This is a genomic window from Bradyrhizobium sp. 41S5, from assembly GCF_011516665.3.
Lineage (GTDB): Bacteria > Pseudomonadota > Alphaproteobacteria > Rhizobiales > Xanthobacteraceae > Bradyrhizobium > Bradyrhizobium quebecense.
On record NZ_CP083721.1, the window covers coordinates 1,023,846 to 1,041,085 of the forward strand.

Genomic DNA, 17,240 nt, shown 5'->3' on the forward strand with positions numbered 1-17,240 from the left:
CGAATAGAGGGTCGCTCCTCGCCGTTCGTCGCTTAGCCGGCTTTAATCGTCATTTGCAAGTTCGTCGGGCCACATCTGCGCGCCGTGAAGCACGCGCAAGATGCGAACGGTCTCGCCGTCGACAAGGTACGCTGCGACATAAGGTGTGCGCGGGATGACTAACTCCCGCGTGCCGGCGACACGCCCGGGCCGGCCACTGTCAGGAAAGTCGAGCAGGCGCCGCGCGGCATCGGCGATCTGTTCATCGACATGAACCGCGGCACGGGGATTCTCGGCCTCGATGTAGCTGAAAATGTCGTCGCGATCGGACAGTGCGAAGCGCGTCCAGACGAGCTTCACCGTTTGCGTTCCGCCGCTTTTCGAAGTGCGGCGGCACGACGTTGCGCGAAATGCGCGTCGACTTCGGAATCATCGAGACTGGGCCGTGTATCCGCCAGCGCTTGGCGCACCTTCTCGCGAAACCAGCTGTCGTAAGCTTGGCTGTTGCTGACGAGCTCCAGTGGAAGCGTCCCTTCATTGGCCGTGCGCGTCAGCAATATCCGCACCGCGTCCGACACCGTGAGACCCATGTTTTCCAGAACCGCGGTGGCCTTCTCTTTTACGTCCGCATCGATGCGGGTTTGGACCAGGGCATTCGAAGCCATAGCGATCTCCTTGCTCACGTTCAATGTAATGCATCTGAATGACATGCGCCAGAGGCGTCACAGCCGCAACTGGGGGTGACCACAGTGACGAAAGTGGCCTCGCGTCTTGGCGAGGCCCAGTGCCATCGGGCTCCATGCGAGAAAGGGCGCCTCGCTGCGAGCGAGGCGCCCTTTGTGTATCACCAGTCTCGCTGCCAAGCGCCGCGTGGCGATGTTCTAATGCGCGTGAGCTACGCGGTCGCTTATCCCGCGATCTCCAGCCCCGCGGTCGCATAGACCACGCCGCCATCGACCGCGATGGTGTTGCCCACGACATAGTCGCCGGCGCGCGAGGCGAGATAGATCGCGGTGCCCGCCATGTCCTCGTCGCTGCCCACGCGCCGCGACGGAACGCGCTGTGCAACCTCGTCGGCGTGGTCGCGCGCGGCCCGGTTCATGTCCGACTTGAACGCGCCGGGCGCGATCGCGGTGACGTTGATGTTGTCCTTGATCAGGCGGGTCGCCATCCGGCGCGTCAGATGGATCACCGCGGCCTTGCTGGCGGCATAGGAATAGGTCTCCATCGGGTTGACGAAGATGCCGTCGATCGAGGCGATGTTGATCACCTTGCCGGGCTTGTCATGGGAGGCTGCGGCGCGCAGCGGCTTGGCCAGCGCCTTGGTCAGGAAGAAGATCGACTTGACGTTGAGGTTCATCACCTTGTCCCAGCCGCTCTCCGGGAATTCGTCGAAGTCCGCGCCCCATGCTGCGCCGGCATTGTTGACCAGGATGTCGAGCTTCGGCTCGCGCTTGATGATCTCGCTCGCGAGCTTGTCGCAGCCCTCGACGGTCGAGATGTCGATCGGCAGCGCGATGCATTCACCGTCATAGGCGGCGGTGAGCTCTTGCGCGGTGGCCTCGCAGGGACCTGCCTTGCGCGCGGTGATGTAGACCTTCGCGGCACCCTGCGCGAGGAAGCCGGCCGCGATCATCTTGCCGATGCCACGCGATCCCCCGGTCACCAGTGCGACGCGGCCCTTCAGTGAGAACAGATCCTTGAGCATGTTGCCTCCTTAGCTATGCCAAGCGTTCTGGCCGGGTTGATGGAGCTAGTCAAGGAACCGCCGCGGCAGGCGAACGCGCGACCTGCTCGATCTCTGGCGATCTTCTGATCAGTTTACCCGCGAAGGGCGGCCGTCGAGTCGATCAAGCTTTCTTGAGATGTGATGCAGTGCACAAACTGGTCAGCCGGTTTTGCCGCATCATGCGCGAGGGGTGGAATTCCAGATCAAGGAGTTCCAATAATGAAGCACATTTCATTGCCGGTGGCCGGTGTGATGCCTGTCACCCCCATTCAGTTTCGCCGAAGGCGGAAAGGACTGTTCGCAGCGATCGTCGGCGCAATTCACTATTCGCGGCGGATTCAGGCGCGACGCGTTCTCAAGCAATATCAGCATCTGATCGACCGTGCCGACCGGCATCGCGCCAATTTGGAGGGCGGCCGCAATGTCCGTTACTGAACGGTCGTCGACGCGCAAATCGGTCATCCGGCTTCCGGAGGTCAGCGAGATCACGCTGCTTGTTGCCATCGCAATCGGATTTTTTGTGCTGCACTTCCTCACTGCGACGTTGCTGATGCCAGCGGCAACGGCCGATGCGGCCGCGCCGCAAGAGGCGAGGACGGTTCACACCGACTAGCGCTCTCGCGATCCATCCATCATCGCTGTCGTCAACGGAGGTCCATTCATGGCCGACGTCATGTCATTTATTGTGCTCAGCGCCGCGGTGTTCTGCGGCGCCTTTGTGTCCGGTCTCGCCGGCTTTGCCTTTTCCGCGATCGCTGGCGCCATCCTGCTGCATGCGATGCCGCCAACCGAGGCGGTGCCGCTGATGATGGCCTGCAGCGTCGGCGTGCAGGCGGCCAACCTGTGGGCGCTTCGGCACAACATCCAGTGGAAACAGAGCCTGTCGCTGATCGTCGGCGGACTGCTGGGCGTCCCGCTTGCGCTCTGGCTGCTGCACAACATCGACAGCCGGACGTTCCGCGAAGGCTTTGGGATCATGGTCGCGCTCTATGCCGGCTACATGCTGTTCAGGCCCGCGATCGGCTACGGCCGTTTGCCCGAGGGCCGCAACGCGCTGGTCGGGTTTGGCGGCGGCCTGATCGGCGGGTTGACCGCGATGCCTACCATCTGGTGCGATATCCATGGTGTGCCAAAGCAGCAGCAGCGCGGCCTCGTGCAGCCCTTCATCGCCGCGATGCAGATTTCGGCGCTCGTCATGATGCTGCTGCATCGCGACCTCTCGATGAAGGTCGCCTATGACGTCGTGCTCGGCGCTCCGGCGCTGCTTGCCGGTTCGTGGCTCGGCATCTTTGCCTTTCGCAACATCGACGAGGCCAACTTCAGGCGGGTGATCCTCGGCCTGTTGCTGGTGTCGGGACTGCTGCTGGTGGTTTAGGGCGTTGCTCGATCACGCAGCGTCGATGCGGCGAAAACCGTTCCACACCGCGGTGGCGGCGCCGGATGTCAGCACCGGCAAGAGCCGCGCGTCCTGGTAATTGCCGTTCAGCGAGACCCGCTGCAACGCGGTCAGATGGTCGGCGCTTTCGGGAAACAGCATGCCCGGCCGCGTCGTCACCGCGGTTCGAAAGCCGATCGATCTGGCGAGCGCGAATTCGCGCGGCCCGGCGGCGATCCGGTCGCCATAGGGATAGGCAAGATGCAGCGCCGGACGCTGCAGCGTCTCCTCGATCCGCGCCCGGCTGGTGGCGAGCTCGAACGATGCGATGGTCTCGCTCTGCTTGGCGAGATTGCAATGGGTGATGGTGTGGGCGCCGATGGTGACCAGCGGATCGTCGGCAAAGCCGCGCAATTCGTCCCAGGACATGCAGAGCTCGCGCGCGATGCCGGTCTCGTCGACGCTGTGGCGGGCGCACAGCGCGGAGATCTCGGCCTGCATCTCCTTCTCGCCCGGCAGCGAACGCAACCAGTCGTGCATGCGGCCGAACGCTGTGCGCTTGGCTTGCGGCGTCGCGGTATCGATCCGCGTCATGACGCCAGCGATCGGCACCTCGATCGCCGATGCTGCCGCGATGATCCGCTCCAGCGCGATCCACCACAATTTGCCGCAGCCCTCGGCGAAATCGCTCGCGACAAAGACCGTGAACGGCGCGCCGAACTCGCGCATCACAGGCAGCGCGAAATCGCGGTTGTCGCGATAGCCGTCGTCGCAGGTGAAGCAGGCGAAGCGCCGCGCGAAATTCCGTTCGGTGAGGCGGCGATGCGCCTCGTCCATGCTGACGACATCGACGTCGAGCACGCGCAGATGCGTCAGCATCGCACGCAGGAAGTCCGGCGTGACCTCGAGGTGATGGTTGGGCTGGAACGCGTCGGCGCGCCGCGGGCGGACATGGTGCAGCATGAAGATGGCGCCGACGCCGGCAAAGATCGGCCGCAGCAGGACATGCGCACCCGAGAAATACAACGCCTCCATCCCGGCACGGATCACGGTGTTGCGGAGTTGTTTCATGAGGGGCACGGGCCGGCCGATTTGCATTCCGTCGCAAACTTAGCGAAAGAGCACTGAAGAAACTGTTATCCCGATCCAATATGGCGCCCCCGCCATGGCCTTTGATTTGGGGTTTGACAGTCGGCCAAGGGTTTGATTTCTCTCTGGTTCCAGACCCGCAGGACGCTGAATGCACGGACTTTTCAAGTGGAGTAGCAAGTGGTGGCCGGGGGTGATTCCACTGGTCGTCCTGTGGGGCATCGCGGCCTGGACCAGCACAGGAACGGTCGAGGCCGATCTTGCTGCGCGCTCTAATGCCGCACTCAAGGACACCGTGCTCGACAAGCGCCGCATCAGCGTCGACGGCCGCGACGTGACGTTTGCGGCCAATGCCTTCTCCGAGGACGGCCGTCTCAGCGCGGTTGCGTCGGTCGAGGCCGTGCCGGGCGTGCGGCTGGTCAACGACGAGACCCGCCTCGTTCCCGAAGCCAAGCCCTTTGTGTGGTCAGCCGAGCGCGACGTGGTGCGGGTCACGCTTGGCGGCAATGCGCCGCTGCCTTCGAGCAAGAGCAAGCTGACCGAGGCCGCCAAGGCCAGTCTCGGCGGTGTCGAGGTGGTGGATCAGATGGCGCTCGCCCGCGGCGCGCCGTCGCGGTTCGACCCGGCGGCGCTGTTGCTGCTCGACCAGATCGGCAAGCTGAAGGAAGGCAAGATCACGCTGACCGACAACAAGGTTGCTCTTGCCGGCATGGCGCGCGAGCTCGGCGGACGCGAGGCGGTCGCGGCGGCGCTGAAGAACCTGCCGGAAGGCTATTCGATCGCCGCCAACGACATCAAGGCGCCGCCTTACGTGTTCCAGGCCTACAAGGATCCGGTCGCGGTGACGCTGACGCTGACCGGCTACGTGCCCGACAACAACGTGCATGCCGCGCTGGTCGCCGCCGCCGGCCGCAAGTTCTTCAGCGAGAAGGTGGTCGACAATCTCAAGGCCAGCATCGGCGCTCCCTCGGGATTTGCGGCGGCGGTGGTGCCTGCGCTCGGCGCGCTGTCGCGACTGTCGACCGGGACGCTCGTGGTGTCGGACCGCGAGGTCAAGCTGTCGGGCGATGCGCTCTATGATGCCGCGGCCGGCCAGATCCGCGACGGGCTCGGCAAGGATTTTCCGCAGGGCTGGCAGTACAAGGCCGAGGTCACGGTGAAGCCGGCGGCGGCGCCGGTCGATCCGACGGTGTGTCAGCAGCTGTTTTCCGAGATCCTCTCCAAGGGCAAGATCCGCTTCGAGTCCGGCAAGGCCGACATCGTCCCTGACTCCGCAGGTCTGCTCGACCGCCTGATCGAGACCGCGATGCGCTGTCCCAATGCGACGATCGAAGTCGCCGGCCATACCGACAGCGACGGTGAGGAGGCGGCCAACCAGGCCTTGTCGGAGCGCCGCGCGCGGGCCGTGGTCGATTACCTCGTGCGCGCCGGACTGCCTGCCAACCGCTTCACGCCGATCGGCTACGGCAGCACGCAGCCGCTCGCCGGCAACGAGAATGAAGATGGCAAGGCGCAGAACCGTCGCATCGAATTCGTGGTGAAGTAGCGATGACCGTGCTCGCGACATTCGTCTGGGGTTGGCTGCTCGGCGCGGCGCTGCTCGGCTTCGGCATGGGCTGGATCGCGGTGGTGCATCGGGCGCAGGGCGTCTCGAAGGTCTGGATCCGCTGGCTCGCGCTGCTTGCCGCCGCGCTGGTCGCGGCATCGTTTGCGCGGGTCGTGCCCGGCCGTTTCGGCTACTGGCTCGATCTCTTCCTGGTCATGTTCGCGCTCTATCTCGTCGGTAGCGCGATCGGCTCCTGGCTGCGCGACTGGGTGGTTTCGCGCAGCAGGCCAGCGAGCTGACCCCTAAACCCTTAACCCAGCAGGACTGAGTGGCGTCGCCAAGCACGGAGCGAGCCGCACGCCTTTTGTCGCTTGACGTCAATACGTACGTACGTATTAGATGGCCTCATGCCAAAACCCTCTCTGCGCGATGCCATCCTCGACGCCGGCCTGAAGGAAATGTTCCGGACCGGCTATCACGGCACCAGCGTGCGCGACGTCACCGCGGCTGCCGGCGCACCGCAGGGCTCGTTTACCAACCATTTCCGCTCGAAGGAGCTGTTCGCGTCGGAAGTGCTCGACCGCTACTTCCTCTATGTGCGCGGCCTCGTCGCCGAAGCGCTCGGCGACACGACGCTGCCGCCGCGCGACAGGCTCCGGCGCTATCTCGATCTGATCACCGGCAAGCTTGCGCATGACGGCTTCACCCGCGGCTGCCTGATCGGCGACTTCAGCCTCGAGGCGTCGGGCTCGAGCGAGATGCTGCGCGAGCAGCTCGACGAGATCTTCCGGGAATGGCGCGCGCCGTTCGCCGCCTGCATCGCCGAAGCCCAGGCCAAGCGCGAAATCGCGTCCGACTTCGATGCCGATGAGCTGGCCGATTTCCTGCTCGCATCCTGGCAGGGCGCGATGCTGCGCATGAAGGTCGAACGTAGCGCGGCTGCGCTCGAACGTTTCAAGACGATCGCATTCCAAACCGTGTTCAAGGAGTTGTCATGACGATGTCCGACGAGATCAGCCTGCATCACCGGCCCGTGCTCGCCTCCACGATGGCCTATCGCGAGACCGGGCGCAGCGACGCGCCGCACGTGCTGTTCCTGCACGGCAATCCGACATCGTCCTACATCTGGCGCAACATCATGCCGCTGGTGGCGCCGGTCGGGCACTGCATCGCGCCCGACCTGATCGGCTACGGTCAGTCCGGCAAGCCCGATATCGCCTACCGCTTCTTCGACCAGGCTGACTATCTCGACGCGCTGATCGACGAACTCGGCATCACCTCGGCGTATCTCGTCGCCCAGGATTGGGGCACGGCGCTCGCGTTCCATCTCGCGGCGCGCCGGCCGCAACTCGTGCGTGGGCTGGCTTTCATGGAGTTCATCCGCCCGATGCGGGACTGGTCCGACTTCCACCAGCACCAGGCCGCCCGGGAGACGTTCCGCAAATTCCGCACGCCGGGCGTCGGCGAAGCGATGGTCCTCGACAACAATGCGTTCGTCGAGCGCGTGCTGCCCGGCTCGATCCTGCGCACGCTCAGCGACGAGGAAATGGAAGCCTACCGCGCGCCGTTTGCGACGCGCGAGAGCCGCAAGCCGACCTTGATGCTGCCGCGCGAGCTGCCGATTGCGGGCGAGCCAGCCGACGTCTATCAGGCGCTGACCGCGGCACACGCGGCGCTTGCAGCATCGACCTATCCGAAGCTGTTGTTCACCGGCTCGCCCGGCGCGTTGGTGTCGCCGGCCTTTGCCGCCGATTTCGCGGCGCGGCTGCAGCATTGCGCGGTCATCCAGCTCGGCGCCGGTGCGCACTACCTGCAGGAGGATCATCCGGAAGCGATCGGTCGCTCGGTCGCCGGCTGGATCGCCGGCATCGAGGCCGCGAGCGCCCAGCACCTTGCAGCCTGAGCGGATGGGAGAACGCGCCATGACCGATCTCTCGATCACCTATTGCCGTCCCTGCGGCTACGAGAAGCGCGCCAGGGAGGCCGCCGCGCTGCTGCGCGAACGCCTTGGGCTCGATGCAGAGCTGGTGCCCGGCAAGGGCGGCGTCTTCGAGGTCAAGCTTGACGGCAAAGTGATCGCCAAGCGCGCCAAGGGGCATTTCCCGGATGCCGCCGAAATCGTCACCGCAGTGGCTGCGGGACGGGCATAAAAATCTACGCAGGCTTGTCTCATCGCCGTCGCGGCGGCGATTTTCGCTGCGCAGGCGCTGCGGCGTCGCTCTCGCTCCCCGTAGTTTCCCGGATGGCCTTGCGTAGCCGTTCGCCGGACTAACTGCCGCACGTCGCTGTCAAGTCTTGTCGAAGGTGGCGAGAAACGCGCATATTTGTGCACCCGCTGTCATGAATCATCCCTAATATCTTGAAGATGCGCGTTTTATTGTCGTTTGACGAATTCCACTCCGGCTTAAAACGCGCTACATGGGTCGGGGCACAGCGAAGCGCCGGCGGGGTTCGCCCGGGAGCCGTCGTCGCGGGATCGCAATTCGAGGTCTAGATGCTGGAAGCAATACGCAGGGCGATGGCGTTTCTGCGCCAGAAGCAAATCCTGCATCGGCTGGGTGTTGTCGTCAGCATCGCCGTCATCGGCATCGCCTGCTACGTCCTGTATCACATGCTGCGCGGCATCGACACCAATGAGGTGCTCGAGGCCATCAAGAGCACCGAGCCGCGACAAATCGCGCTAGCGGGACTGTTCGTCGCAGCCGGCTACTTCACGCTGACCTTCTACGATCTGTTCGCGGTGCGCGCGATCGGTCACGCCCACGTGCCCTATCGCATCAATGCGCTCGCGGCATTTACCTCCTATTCGATCGGGCACAATGTCGGCGCCAGCGTCTTCACCGGCGGCGCGGTGCGCTACCGGATCTATTCGGCCTGGGGATTGAACGCGATCGACGTCGCCAAGATTTGCTTTCTCGCCGGCCTGACCTTCTGGCTCGGCAATGCCGCGGTGCTCGGGCTCGGCATCGCCTATCATCCGGAAGCGGCAGCCAACATCGACCAGCTGCCGCCCTGGCTCAACCGCGCGCTGGCGCTCGGCATCATCATTGCGCTGGTCGCCTATGTGGTCTGGGTCTGGACCCAGCCCCGGGTGGTCGGCCGCGGTCCCTGGACGGTGACCCTGCCGGGCGGCCCATTGACGCTGCTGCAGATCGCGATCGGCATCGTCGACCTCGGCTTCTGCGCGCTGGCGATGTACGTGCTGGTGCCGGACGAGCCCAATCTCGGCTTCGTCGTGGTCGCGGTGATCTTCGTGTCGGCGACCCTGCTCGGCTTCGCCAGCCACTCCCCCGGCGGGCTCGGGGTGTTCGACGCCGCCATGCTGGTCGGCCTCTGGCAGATGGACCGCGAGGACCTGCTCGGCGGCATGCTGCTGTTCCGGCTGCTCTACTATATTGCGCCGTTCGTCATATCTGTAATCTTGCTGACGTTTCGGGAGGTTATCGTCGGCGCCCGACTCAAACGGCTGCCGCAGACTGATTCGGGGCCCCGCACTGAGCCGCACCACGAGGCGGTTCTGGTTCGCAAGCGCGGTGACTCCGGGGTCTGATGACGCGGCCCGATGCCTCCCGAGGGACGGTCGATCTGACCGCGCCTGGGCGAGACATGAACCGACGGGAAGAAAGCCGCCGCGATGGCCATTGACGATACGCCGCATTCGATCTTCTCGCCCTGGCCCGACCGCTTGCGCCATTCCGCGCTGATCCTGCTTGCCGCAGCGCTGGCATTGAGCGTGGTGGTCGCGCTCGGCGAGTTGTCGCTGGTGCGCGCCTGCGCTGTGTTCGTCTGCATCGCGGCTGCGGCGCTGGTGCCATGGCGGCTGCATGATGCCGGCACCTCGCGCGAGGATGTCCGCCACGGCAATCCGGTCGAGGCGACCGCCGTCAGCGCGGTCGTCGCCGGCATGCCGGACCCGGCCGTGCTGCTCGACCGCGCCGGCCGCGTCATCCATCTCAACGCCGCCGCGGCCCAGCTGGCGCCGGCCCTGCGCAAGAACGAGTTGGCGCAATTTGCCCTGCGTTCGCCGGAGATTATCACTGCGTTGCGCGAGGCGATCGCGACCACCGAGCCGCGCCGCGCCACCTACTCCGACCACGTTCCGGTCGATCGCTGGATGGAACTGGTGATTACGCCGGTGCCGGTGCCGACCCAGTTCGGCGGCACCGAGAAATGCATGCTGATGACCTTCCACGATCTGACGCCGCTGCGCCGGGTCGAGGAGATGCGCGCCGATTTCGTCGCCAATGCCAGCCATGAGTTGCGCACGCCGCTCGCCGCCTTGTCCGGCTTCATCGACACGCTGCAGGGGCCGGCGCGCGAGGACGCCCGGGCGCGCGAGCGCTTCCTCGGCATCATGCACACCCAGGCCACCCGCATGGCGCGGCTGATCGACGACCTGCTGTCGCTGTCGCGGGTCGAGTTGTCGGCCCATGTGCGGCCCGAGGCGTCGATCGATATCGTGCCGATCATCCGCCAGGTGGCCGACGGGCTCGAGGTGCTGGCCAGCGAGCGCCAGGTCGAGATCGACGTCGACCTGCCGGCGACCCCGGTCACGATCGCCGGCGACCGCGAGGAACTGCTCCGCCTGTTCGAGAACCTGATCGAGAATGCCCTCAAATACGGCGCCTCGGGCGGCCGCGTCATAGTGTCGCTCAATCAGACCGTTTCGAGCGCATCGGGTGAGGGGAGCCCCGAAATCCGTGTCATGGTACGGGATTTCGGCCCCGGCATCGCCCCGGAGCACCTGCCGCGGCTGACCGAGCGGTTCTACCGGGTGGACGTCGGCGACAGCCGTAACCAGGGCGGAACCGGCCTCGGATTATCGCTGGTGAAACATATTCTTAACCGTCATCGCGGGCGTCTTCTGATCGAGAGCGTGCCGAACAATGGCGCGACCTTTACCGCCTGTTTTCCCCGGCCGAAGACCCCGTTACCGACCCAAAGCTAAGCGTTTTCAGTCGCTTAGTGCTGTCATCCAACTGTCATCCAACCTTCGTAAAAGCGGCACCGACCGCTCCTAGATGGACCGGTGTGAGCGCGATCGGGCGCAATTGGCGCTTCGCTCACAAGATGGAGACCACCCCATGAATTTCATCAAAGCTATCGTCGCTGCCGGCCTGGTCGCCGCTTCGGCGTCGGCCTTCGCTGCCGATATTACCGGCGCGGGCGCAACGTTCCCGTTCCCGATTTATTCGAAGTGGGCTGACGCCTACAAGAAGGACACCGGCAATGGCCTGAACTATCAGTCCATCGGCTCCGGCGGCGGCATCAAGCAGATCCAGGCCAAGACGGTCACCTTTGGCGCGACCGACATGCCGCTCAAGGCCGAGCAGCTCGAGAAGGACGGCCTCGTCCAATGGCCGATGGTGATGGGCGCGATCGTTCCGGTGGTGAATCTCGAGGGCGTGAAGCCCGGCGACATGGTGTTCGACGGCGAGACGCTCGCCAACATCTACCTCGGCAAGATCACCAAGTGGGACGATCCGGCGATCAAGAAGCTCAATCCGAATGTGAAGCTTCCCTCGGACGCGATCACGGTGGTTCGCCGCTCGGATGGTTCCGGCACCACCTTCAACTTCACGAATTATCTCTCCAAGGTGAGCCCTGACTGGAAGAGCAAGGTCGGCGAAGGCACCGCGGTGGAATGGCCGACCGGCGTCGGCGCCAAGGGCAACGAGGGCGTCTCCGGCAACATCGGCCAGACCAAAAACTCGATCGGATATGTCGAGTATGCCTACGCCAAGCAGAACAAGCTGACTTACACCGGCATGGTCAACAAGGGTGGCAAGACGGTTCAGCCGACGGTCGAAGCGTTCCAGGCGGCCGCTTCCAACGCTGACTGGGCTCATGCGCCCGGCTATTACGTGATCCTGACCGACCAGCCCGGCGACAAGTCCTGGCCGATCACCGCGTCGACCTTTATCCTGATGCACAAGGAAGCGACGGATAAGGCGGCCTCCCAGGAAGCTCTCAAGTTCTTCCGCTGGGCGTTCAAGAACGGCGCCAAGATGGCCGAAGAGCTCGACTACATCCCGATGCCGGACAATGTCATCCAGCAGATCGAGAAGACCTGGTCCTCGGACATCAAGAGCTAAGTCTAACGATTTCGAACAAGGCCTGTGCCGCCTGCCGGCGGCACAGGTTGATCAATAGAGACCCGGGCTCCCTCACCGCGGCAAGACGCGCGGGTGGGGCCCCGGCTTCGCGCCCCGGAGGCGCAAGCCGGAACGACGCCCGGCCAAATGCGTCAGTAGAGATCGCTTCGGGGCGTAGCGGTTTGCGTTGCTTTCACATAGTAATGAGGGGATTGGCGTGGCAGACATGGCTGTTCAGAGCGATGTGATGGAAGCCGCGGGACCGTACGATCGCGCCAAGGCCCTCAGCGCCTTCAAGCTGGGTGATCTCACCTTCTATTGGATCACCCGTATCTCGGCGATTTCGGTTCTGTTGATCCTCGGCGGCATCATCCTGTCGCTGATCGTCGGCGCTTGGCCGGCGATGAAGGAGTACGGCTTAGCCTTCATCTGGACGCAGCGCTGGGCGCCCTCGGCAGATCCGCCGGTGCTCGGCGCACTCGGCCCGATCTACGGCACCCTGATCACCTCGGTTATCGCGATGATGATCGCGATTCCGGTCGGTCTTGGCATCGCCATCTTCCTCACCGAGCTGTGCCCGCAAATGCTGCGCCGCCCGATCGGCATCGCCATTGAGCTGCTCGCCGGCATCCCCTCGATCATATACGGCATGTGGGGCTTCTTCGTGCTGGGCCCGTTCCTGGCCAACACGTTCCAGCCCTTCATGATCCGAATGTTCGAGGGCGTCCCGGTGCTGGGCGCGGTGTTCGCAGGGCCGCCGTCCTATCTCAGCCTGTTCAACGCCGCGCTGATCCTTGCCATCATGGTGCTGCCCTTCATCACCGCGATCTCGGTCGACGTGTTCAAGACCGTGCCGCCGGTGCTGAAAGAGGCCGCCTACGGCATGGGCTGCACCACCTGGGAAGTCGTCCGCAGCGTCGTGATCCCCTACACCCGGGTCGGCGTGATCGGCGGCATCATGCTGGCGCTCGGCCGCGCACTCGGCGAGACCATGGCTGTGACCTTCATCATCGGCAACTCGTTCCGCATCTCGTCGTCGATCTTCGCGCCGGGCACCACGATCTCGGCGGCGATCGCCTCCGAATTCGCCGAGAGCGACGGCCTGCACCAGTCCGGCCTGATCCTGCTCGGCCTCCTGCTGTTCGTCCTGACCTTCTTCGTGCTCGCCGGCGCCCGGCTGATGCTGATGCGGCTTGAAACGAAAGCGGGGAAATAGCGTTATGAACCCGATCTACAAATCCCGCCGCCGCAGCGACATCGTCATTCGCGCACTCTGTGTCTGCGCGGCGCTGTTCGGCGTCACCTGGCTGGCGCTGATCCTGTTCACTCTGGTCTACAACGGTCTTGCCGGCCTCAGCGTGCAGCTGTTCACCCAGAACACGCCGCCGCCGGGCTCGACCGAAGGCGGCCTGCTCAATGCCATCGTCGGCTCCGTCATCATGACGGTGATCGGCGTCGGCATCGGCGCGCCGCTCGGCCTGTTCGCCGGCACCTACCTCGCCGAATACGGCAAGCACGACAAGCTCACCTCGGTGATCCGCTTCATCAACGACATCCTGCTCAGCGCGCCCTCGATCATCATCGGCCTGTTCATCTACGGCGCGGTGGTGGTGCCGATGCGCGGCTTCTCGGCGATCGCAGGCAGTCTCGCGCTCGCCGTGATCGTGATCCCGGTCGTGCTGCGCACCACCGAGGACATGCTGCTGCTGGTGCCCAATCCGCTGCGCGAGGCGGCCTCCGCGCTCGGCCTGCCGCGCTCGCTGGTGATCAAGCGGATCGCTTATCGTGCTGCGCGTAGCGGCTTGATCACCGGCGTGCTGCTGGCGACCGCCCGCGTCGCCGGCGAGACCGCGCCGCTGCTGTTCACCGCGCTGTCGAACCAGTTTTTCAGTTGGGACTTGACCAAGACGATGGCCAACCTGCCAGTCACCATCAACAACTTCGTGCAGAGCCCCTACGCCTACTGGAAAGAGCTGGCGTGGAGCGGCGCACTGCTGATCACATTCACCGTGCTCGCGCTGAATATCGGCGCGCGTATCCTTGGTGCCGAAAGGGCCGCAAAATGACCGAGCTCTCCGTTTCAACCAGTAACCCGAGCCACGTTGCACCGCATACGCCGCTGCCGGAAGCGCCGCCGAAAGTCACGGTGCGCAACCTCAATTTCTATTACGGCGAGCACCACGCGCTGAAGAACATCAACCTGACGCTGGGCACCAACCGCGTCACGGCGTTCATCGGTCCGTCGGGCTGCGGCAAGTCGACCCTGCTGCGGATCTTCAACCGGATGTATGACCTTTATCCGGGCCAGCGCGCTACCGGTCAGCTGATGCTGGACCAGACCAACATTCTCGATCCCAAGCTCGACCTCAATCTGCTGCGCGCGCGGGTCGGCATGGTGTTTCAGAAGCCGACGCCGTTCCCGATGACGATCTACGAGAACATCGCCTTCGGCATCCGCCTCTACGAGAAGATCTCGAAGTCCGAGATGGACGACCGGGTCGAGAAGGCGCTGCGCGGCGGCGCGCTGTGGAACGAGGTCAAGGACAAGCTGAACGCCTCCGGCCTGTCGCTTTCCGGCGGCCAGCAGCAGCGCTTGTGCATCGCGCGCACCGTGGCGGTGCGGCCCGAGGTGATCCTGTTCGACGAGCCGTGCTCGGCGCTCGATCCGATCTCGACCGCCAAGGTCGAGGAGCTGATCCAGGAGCTCTCCGAGGACTACACGATCGCGATCGTCACCCACAACATGCAGCAGGCGGCGCGCGTCTCCGACAAGACCGCGTTCATGTATCTCGGTGAGCTGATCGAGTTCGACGACACCAACAAGATCTTCACCTCGCCGAGCGATCGACGCACCCAGGACTACATCACCGGCCGGTTCGGCTAGAGCATGATCCGGAAAAGTGGGCACCGGTTTTCCGATCGGATCATGCGAAACTGAGGACACCAAATCATGATCCTCGGGATCATGAGGGAGACAAGCGATGGCTTCTGAACATACCGCCAAGGCATTCGACAGCGACCTGCAGGAGTTGACCCGCCTGGTCGCCGAGATGGGCGGCCTCGTCGAGCGGATGATTACCGAGTCGGTCGACGCGCTGATCCGTCGCGACGTCGCGCTTGGCAAGCGCGTGGTCGCCGCCGACATCGAGATCGACAATCTGCAGCGCGTCATCGAAGAGCGCGCGGTGCTGACGATCGCCCGCCGCCAGCCGATGGCGATCGACCTGCGTGAAATCGTCAGCGCGATGCGCGTGGCCACCGACCTCGAGCGGATCGGCGACCTCGCCAAGAATATGGGCAAGCGCGTCGCGGCGCTGGAAAGCGATTTCCAGCCGCTGAAGCTGATCCGCGGCCTGGAGCACATGACCGACCTCGTGCTGTCGCAGGTCAAGTCGGTGCTCGACGCCTATGCCGCGCACGATCTGCCGGCGGCGATGAACGTCTGGAAGGGCGACGAGGAGGTCGATGCGATCTGCACCTCGCTGTTCCGCGAGCTGCTGACCTACATGATGGAGGATCCGCGCAACATCTCGTTCTGCATACATCTGATGTTCTGCGCCAAGAACATCGAGCGGATCGGGGATCACGCCACCAATATCGCCGAGACCGTGTTCTACATGATCGAGGGCCAGCAGATCACCGACAAGCGCCCGAAGGGCGACATGACCAATTTTGCCACCACTGTGCCGGGTACCTAGGACATGATCCGCGAGCGCGGAGCCGGATTGTCTTCACGACAAGTCGTTTCCGCGGGGATTATGCTCAGGAAAGTAAGCGTTTCGGTTTGCGTCTGGGCAACGGATCACCACAGAGAGAGAACTTGAACCGATGAGCGCACGCATTCTGGTAGTCGAAGACGAGGAAGCGCTGACGACACTGTTGCGCTACAACCTCGATGCGGAAGGCTACGATGTCGAAACGGTCGGGCGCGGCGACGATGCCGACACCCGCCTGAAGGAGCGCGTTCCCGACCTCGTGGTACTGGACTGGATGCTGCCGGGCCTGTCCGGCATCGAGCTGTGCCGCCGCCTGCGGGCGCGGCCCGAGACCAAGCAGCTTCCGATCATCATGCTGACCGCGCGCGGCGAGGAGAGCGAGCGCGTGCGCGGGCTTGCCACCGGCGCCGACGATTACATCGTCAAGCCGTTCTCGGTGCCGGAATTGCTGGCACGGGTGAAGGGCCTGCTGCGCCGCGCGAGCCCGGAGCGGCTTGCGACCGTGCTGACCTATGGCGACATCGAGCTCGACCGCGAGAAGCGCCGCGTGGCGCGCTCGGGACGTCCGATCGATCTCGGTCCGACCGAGTATCGGCTGCTCGAATTCTTCCTCGAGCATCCCGGCCGCGTGTTCAGCCGCGAGCAGCTGCTCGACAGCGTCTGGGGCCGCGACATCTATATCGATGAGCGTACCGTCGACGTGCACATCGGCCGCCTGCGCAAGCTGCTCAATCCGGGCCGCGAGCAGGATCCGATCCGCACCGTGCGCGGCGCCGGCTATGCGCTCGACGACCGCTTCGCGAAGGCCGAGCCGCAGCCGTAAGGCCTGCATGGCAACCTCAAGCCGCAACACGGCGTCGTCCCGGCGAAAGCCGGGACCCATACGCCGCGGCCGCCGCAATGGGCACGCGGCCAGACGGCTTTCTAACAATACGCATTCGGGGTTACGGGTCCCGGCTTTCGCCGGGACGACGCTGGTGGATAGTTCCGCGCTACGATCACACAAACAAATCCCCGCTTTCGCGGGGATTTGTTTTTGCAGTCCAGGCAGTTTCCCGAGTGCTTACTTGATCTGTGGCTTGGCCGACGGCCGGCGGCGATCGGCGGCGGGCTGGTAGGCGACGCGCGAGTGATGCGCGCAATAGGGCAGGCCGGCGAGCGCCTTGCCGCCGCAGAAGAAGAATTCCGGGCTTGAGGGATCGCCGACCGGCCAGTGGCAGGTGGCCTCGTTGAGCTCGAGCAGCGACAGCCGCTGGCTCATCGGCACCACGTTGTCGAAGGAGATCGGATCGGGCTCCATCTCGACCTCGAAGGCGTGCGCCAGCGCGGTGTTGCCGCGCGACACCGGGCGCGCCACCCGCATCATGTGCTGGGCGGGACGGGCCTTGCGCTGCCGCGGCGCAGCCGTGGAGGGGGCCTTGGCGCGGCCGGAGAGGCCGAGCCGATGTACTTTGCCGATCACGGCGTTTCGCGTCACATTGCCAAGTTCCGCCGCGATCTGGCTGGCCGAGAGGCCGGATTCCCAGAGCTTCTTCAGCTGCTCGACGCGATCGTCGGACCAGGTCAATACAGTCATCGCATTCTTCCTTTCGCATGGCGCCGGCCACTCATCGGAGCGGCGCTGCGAGCCAATCTGGACAAATATCCCTGCGGCCAGAATCCCTTAGCCCTCGCCGGGCACGGTGTTGCGCCCGAACGTTTACGCGTGACA

The 17,240-nt window shown here is 64.5% G+C and carries 20 protein-coding genes; 14 read left to right on the forward strand and 6 right to left on the reverse strand.

Annotation, left to right across the window (positions count from 1 at the left end):
- Window positions 1–42 precede the first annotated feature (42 nt).
- The 4 genes from HAP47_RS04840 to HAP47_RS04855 form a co-directional block, all read right to left on the reverse strand.
- Window positions 43–339, reverse strand: coding sequence for a type II toxin-antitoxin system RelE/ParE family toxin (locus HAP47_RS04840; protein ID WP_173639207.1), 297 nt, complete (start codon window positions 337–339; stop codon window positions 43–45).
- Complete coding sequence (locus HAP47_RS04845; RefSeq protein ID WP_173639206.1) at window positions 336–644, reverse strand: type II toxin-antitoxin system RelB/DinJ family antitoxin; 309 nt, start codon at window positions 642–644, stop codon at window positions 336–338. Before HAP47_RS04845 ends, HAP47_RS04840 begins: the two co-directional genes overlap by 4 nt.
- A gap of 242 nt (window positions 645–886) precedes the next feature.
- Window positions 887–1,687 carry an SDR family NAD(P)-dependent oxidoreductase gene (locus HAP47_RS04850; RefSeq protein ID WP_173639205.1) on the reverse strand — a complete coding sequence of 267 codons (801 nt, stop codon included), beginning with the start codon at window positions 1,685–1,687 and terminating at the stop codon, window positions 887–889.
- A gap of 252 nt (window positions 1,688–1,939) precedes the next feature.
- A complete protein-coding gene (locus HAP47_RS04855; protein ID WP_173639204.1) occupies window positions 1,940–2,170 on the reverse strand; it encodes a hypothetical protein in 231 nt (76 codons plus the stop codon).
- Between the two features lie 199 nt (window positions 2,171–2,369).
- Between HAP47_RS04855 and HAP47_RS04860 the strand changes: the two genes are divergently transcribed.
- Complete coding sequence (locus HAP47_RS04860; RefSeq protein ID WP_173639203.1) at window positions 2,370–3,083, forward strand: sulfite exporter TauE/SafE family protein; 714 nt, start codon at window positions 2,370–2,372, stop codon at window positions 3,081–3,083.
- 12 nt (window positions 3,084–3,095) lie between these two features.
- Here HAP47_RS04860 and HAP47_RS04865 read toward each other — a convergent pair whose 3' ends face one another.
- A complete protein-coding gene (locus tag HAP47_RS04865; RefSeq protein WP_173639202.1) occupies window positions 3,096–4,154 on the reverse strand; it encodes a polysaccharide deacetylase family protein in 1,059 nt (352 codons plus the stop codon).
- A gap of 169 nt (window positions 4,155–4,323) precedes the next feature.
- On the opposite strand from HAP47_RS04865, the gene HAP47_RS04870 reads away from it, so the two are divergent.
- The 13 genes from HAP47_RS04870 to phoB all read left to right on the forward strand — a co-directional run bounded on the left by HAP47_RS04870 (window position 4,324) and on the right by phoB (window position 16,352).
- Entirely contained in the window at window positions 4,324–5,718 is a 1,395-nt protein-coding gene (locus HAP47_RS04870) for an OmpA family protein (RefSeq protein WP_173639201.1), read from the forward strand.
- 2 nt (window positions 5,719–5,720) lie between these two features.
- A complete protein-coding gene (locus HAP47_RS04875) occupies window positions 5,721–6,017 on the forward strand; it encodes a hypothetical protein (protein ID WP_173639200.1) in 297 nt (98 codons plus the stop codon).
- Between the two features lie 108 nt (window positions 6,018–6,125).
- Entirely contained in the window at window positions 6,126–6,716 is a 591-nt protein-coding gene (locus HAP47_RS04880; protein WP_173639199.1) for a TetR/AcrR family transcriptional regulator, read from the forward strand.
- Window positions 6,713–7,621, forward strand: a complete 909-nt coding sequence (locus HAP47_RS04885) for a haloalkane dehalogenase (RefSeq protein ID WP_173639198.1) — start codon at window positions 6,713–6,715, stop codon at window positions 7,619–7,621. The genes HAP47_RS04880 and HAP47_RS04885 overlap by 4 nt, the downstream gene beginning before the upstream one ends.
- A 19-nt stretch (window positions 7,622–7,640) precedes the next feature.
- The gene (locus HAP47_RS04890; RefSeq protein WP_173639197.1) at window positions 7,641–7,868 is read left to right on the forward strand and encodes a SelT/SelW/SelH family protein; all 228 of its coding nucleotides are present in this window, start codon (window positions 7,641–7,643) and stop codon (window positions 7,866–7,868) included.
- 344 nt (window positions 7,869–8,212) lie between these two features.
- The gene (locus HAP47_RS04895; RefSeq protein WP_231168761.1) at window positions 8,213–9,268 is read left to right on the forward strand and encodes a lysylphosphatidylglycerol synthase domain-containing protein; all 1,056 of its coding nucleotides are present in this window, start codon (window positions 8,213–8,215) and stop codon (window positions 9,266–9,268) included.
- 84 nt (window positions 9,269–9,352) lie between these two features.
- Entirely contained in the window at window positions 9,353–10,666 is a 1,314-nt protein-coding gene (locus tag HAP47_RS04900) for a sensor histidine kinase (protein WP_173639196.1), read from the forward strand.
- 136 nt (window positions 10,667–10,802) lie between these two features.
- On the forward strand, window positions 10,803–11,813 hold the full coding sequence (gene pstS / locus HAP47_RS04905) for a phosphate ABC transporter substrate-binding protein PstS (RefSeq protein ID WP_173639195.1): 1,011 nt from the start codon (window positions 10,803–10,805) through the stop codon (window positions 11,811–11,813).
- A gap of 226 nt (window positions 11,814–12,039) precedes the next feature.
- The gene (pstC, locus tag HAP47_RS04910; RefSeq protein ID WP_173639194.1) at window positions 12,040–13,029 is read left to right on the forward strand and encodes a phosphate ABC transporter permease subunit PstC; all 990 of its coding nucleotides are present in this window, start codon (window positions 12,040–12,042) and stop codon (window positions 13,027–13,029) included.
- Between the two features lie 4 nt (window positions 13,030–13,033).
- Entirely contained in the window at window positions 13,034–13,879 is an 846-nt protein-coding gene (gene pstA, locus HAP47_RS04915; RefSeq protein ID WP_173639193.1) for a phosphate ABC transporter permease PstA, read from the forward strand.
- Window positions 13,876–14,697, forward strand: a complete 822-nt coding sequence (gene pstB / locus HAP47_RS04920) for a phosphate ABC transporter ATP-binding protein PstB (protein ID WP_173639192.1) — start codon at window positions 13,876–13,878, stop codon at window positions 14,695–14,697. Before pstA ends, pstB begins: the two co-directional genes overlap by 4 nt.
- Window positions 14,698–14,794: 97 nt before the next feature.
- The gene (gene phoU, locus HAP47_RS04925) at window positions 14,795–15,511 is read left to right on the forward strand and encodes a phosphate signaling complex protein PhoU (protein ID WP_050403109.1); all 717 of its coding nucleotides are present in this window, start codon (window positions 14,795–14,797) and stop codon (window positions 15,509–15,511) included.
- Between the two features lie 130 nt (window positions 15,512–15,641).
- Window positions 15,642–16,352, forward strand: a complete 711-nt coding sequence (gene phoB / locus HAP47_RS04930; protein WP_016844067.1) for a phosphate regulon transcriptional regulator PhoB — start codon at window positions 15,642–15,644, stop codon at window positions 16,350–16,352.
- A gap of 240 nt (window positions 16,353–16,592) precedes the next feature.
- On the opposite strand, the gene HAP47_RS04935 is transcribed toward phoB, so the two are convergent.
- Window positions 16,593–17,105 carry a GcrA family cell cycle regulator gene (locus HAP47_RS04935; protein WP_021076557.1) on the reverse strand — a complete coding sequence of 171 codons (513 nt, stop codon included), beginning with the start codon at window positions 17,103–17,105 and terminating at the stop codon, window positions 16,593–16,595.
- Window positions 17,106–17,240 lie beyond the last annotated feature (135 nt).

Bases quoted from the DNA above. Each gene is read 5' to 3' on its own strand.
- HAP47_RS04850 (WP_173639205.1), bottom strand. From the start codon at position 1,687: ATGCTCAAGGATCTGTTCTCACTGAAGGGCCGCGTCGCACTGGTGACC.
- HAP47_RS04890 (WP_173639197.1), top strand. From the start codon at position 7,641: ATGACCGATCTCTCGATCACCTATTGCCGTCCCTGCGGCTACGAGAAG.
- HAP47_RS04865 (WP_173639202.1), bottom strand. From the start codon at position 4,154: ATGAAACAACTCCGCAACACCGTGATCCGTGCCGGGATGGAGGCGTTG.
- phoU (WP_050403109.1), top strand. From the start codon at position 14,795: ATGGCTTCTGAACATACCGCCAAGGCATTCGACAGCGACCTGCAGGAG.
- pstA (WP_173639193.1), top strand. From the start codon at position 13,034: ATGAACCCGATCTACAAATCCCGCCGCCGCAGCGACATCGTCATTCGC.
- HAP47_RS04895 (WP_231168761.1), top strand. From the start codon at position 8,213: ATGCTGGAAGCAATACGCAGGGCGATGGCGTTTCTGCGCCAGAAGCAA.
- pstS (WP_173639195.1), top strand. From the start codon at position 10,803: ATGAATTTCATCAAAGCTATCGTCGCTGCCGGCCTGGTCGCCGCTTCG.
- phoB (WP_016844067.1), top strand. From the start codon at position 15,642: ATGAGCGCACGCATTCTGGTAGTCGAAGACGAGGAAGCGCTGACGACA.
- HAP47_RS04935 (WP_021076557.1), bottom strand. From the start codon at position 17,105: ATGACTGTATTGACCTGGTCCGACGATCGCGTCGAGCAGCTGAAGAAG.
- pstB (WP_173639192.1), top strand. From the start codon at position 13,876: ATGACCGAGCTCTCCGTTTCAACCAGTAACCCGAGCCACGTTGCACCG.
- HAP47_RS04845 (WP_173639206.1), bottom strand. From the start codon at position 644: ATGGCTTCGAATGCCCTGGTCCAAACCCGCATCGATGCGGACGTAAAA.
- HAP47_RS04885 (WP_173639198.1), top strand. From the start codon at position 6,713: ATGACGATGTCCGACGAGATCAGCCTGCATCACCGGCCCGTGCTCGCC.
- HAP47_RS04875 (WP_173639200.1), top strand. From the start codon at position 5,721: ATGACCGTGCTCGCGACATTCGTCTGGGGTTGGCTGCTCGGCGCGGCG.
- HAP47_RS04870 (WP_173639201.1), top strand. From the start codon at position 4,324: ATGCACGGACTTTTCAAGTGGAGTAGCAAGTGGTGGCCGGGGGTGATT.
- pstC (WP_173639194.1), top strand. From the start codon at position 12,040: ATGGCTGTTCAGAGCGATGTGATGGAAGCCGCGGGACCGTACGATCGC.
- HAP47_RS04855 (WP_173639204.1), bottom strand. From the start codon at position 2,170: ATGACCGATTTGCGCGTCGACGACCGTTCAGTAACGGACATTGCGGCC.
- HAP47_RS04880 (WP_173639199.1), top strand. From the start codon at position 6,126: ATGCCAAAACCCTCTCTGCGCGATGCCATCCTCGACGCCGGCCTGAAG.
- HAP47_RS04900 (WP_173639196.1), top strand. From the start codon at position 9,353: ATGGCCATTGACGATACGCCGCATTCGATCTTCTCGCCCTGGCCCGAC.
- HAP47_RS04860 (WP_173639203.1), top strand. From the start codon at position 2,370: ATGGCCGACGTCATGTCATTTATTGTGCTCAGCGCCGCGGTGTTCTGC.